This is a genomic window from Nonomuraea candida, from assembly GCF_000725485.1.
Classification (GTDB): domain Bacteria; phylum Actinomycetota; class Actinomycetes; order Streptosporangiales; family Streptosporangiaceae; genus Nonomuraea; species Nonomuraea candida.
The window spans coordinates 1-220 of the sequence record NZ_JOAG01000221.1 but is presented as its reverse complement, the minus strand read 5'-3'; the positions used below and the strand labels follow the sequence as shown (position 1 = coordinate 220).

At 70.0% G+C, this 220-nt stretch carries 1 pseudogene; it reads left to right on the top strand.

From position 1 onward, the window contains the following. Positions 1-220 (top strand): annotated as a pseudogene (locus IO39_RS56505) (ISAs1 family transposase); the annotation flags it as partial.

Below are 220 nucleotides of genomic sequence, written 5' to 3'. Positions count from 1 at the left end.
CACGCCGCTGCTGGCCGGGCTGGACCTGACCGGCGTGGTGATCACCGCTGACGCCCTGCACACCCAGTCCGACCACGCCCACCACATCAACGCCGCCGGCGGCCACTACCTGTTCATCGTCAAGGGCAACCAGCCCACCCTGTATCGCCGGCTCAAGGCGTTGCCCTGGCGTGAAGCGATCCTGAACGACCGCACCGACGAGCACGGCCACGGCCGCCGC